General features: G+C 66.1%; 1 pseudogene. It reads right to left on the bottom strand.

The features are described 5' to 3' along the window. Positions 1-1,299, bottom strand: a pseudogene (locus ABZU99_RS13645) (hypothetical protein); the annotation flags it as partial.

Raw genomic sequence — 1,299 nt, 5'->3', positions numbered from 1 at the left:
GGTCGTCCTCCTGCACCGGGGTCGTGCTCAGCACGCAGCCGGTGTCGGGGTCGATCCGGACCTCCTTGAGGGTGTGGTCGCACTCGATCTCCACGACCCACACCAGCTTCTTCTTCTCGTCCTTCTTCTCGTCCTTCTTGTGCTCGTCCTTCTTGTGCTCGTCCTTGCGCGGGTCGCCCTTGCGGTGGTCGCCCTTGCGGTGGTCGTCCTTGCCCTCCTTGTCCTCGCGGGGGTCACCCTTACGCTTGTCGTCCTTGTGCTGGTCGTCCTTGCCCTGCTTGTCCTCGCGGGGGTCACCCTTACGCTTGTCGTCCTTGTGGTGGGGGTCCTCCTCGGGGCAGTCCTCCTCCAGCTTGGCGCTGATGGCCTTGCCGCCGGTCTCGCACTCGGCGATCTCAATGGCCTCGCTGAGCGTCACCGGGCCGTTGTGCTTCTGCTCATCACCGTGGTGAGCGGACTCCTCCTGGTGCGCGGACTCGACCTGGCGGGCGGACTGGCCCTGGTGAGAGGACTTCTCCTTCTGGTACGAGGAGCCGCCCTGATGGGAGGACTTCTCACCGTGCTGAGAGGACTCTTCCTGGTGAGCGGACTCACCCTGGTACGAGGACTTCTCTTCGTGGCGAGCGGACTCACGCTGGTACGAGGACTTCTCTTCCTTGCGAGCGGACTCACCCTGGTACGAGGACTTCTCTTCCTTGCGAGCGGACTCACCCTGGTACGAGGACTTCTCGCCCTCCTTGGCGGACTCGCCCTGGTGAGAGGACTCCTCCTGCTTGGCGGACTCGCCCTGCTTGGCGGACTCGCCCTGCTTGGCGGACTCGCCCTGGTGAGAGGACTCCTCCTGCTTGGCGGACTCGCCCTGGTACGACGACTTCTCACCCTGCTTGGCGGACTCCTCCTGCTTGGCGGACTCGCCCTGGTGAGAGGACTCCTCCTGGCGAGCGGACTCACCCTGCTGAGAGGCGTGGTTGAAGATGACGACGGGGCGGACGGAGCGGTTCTGCGACTCGCCGCCCTTGCTCGCCACGCCGTCGTCCTGGGCCGACTGGTCACTCTGCGCGGCCTCCTCGGGCTGCGCCATGCCGCGCTGCTGGTAGCCGTTGCCGTGCTGCCCGTTGTCGCCGTGGTGGCCCTGGTCCTTACGCTGCCCGTGGTCCTTACGCTGCCCGGAGTCGCCCTTGTGGCTCTCGTCTTCCTGACGCCCGGAGTCGCCCTTGTGGCTCTCGTCTTCCTGACGCCCGGAGTCGCCCTTGTGGCTCTCGTCTTCCTGACGCCCGGAGTCGCCCTTGTGGCTCTCGT

This window comes from Streptomyces sp. NPDC005266 (assembly GCF_040607655.1).
In the GTDB taxonomy this organism is placed as follows: domain Bacteria; phylum Actinomycetota; class Actinomycetes; order Streptomycetales; family Streptomycetaceae; genus Streptomyces.
Note: the sequence above shows the minus strand (reverse complement) of the source record. Positions and strands in the feature narration are given on the sequence as shown.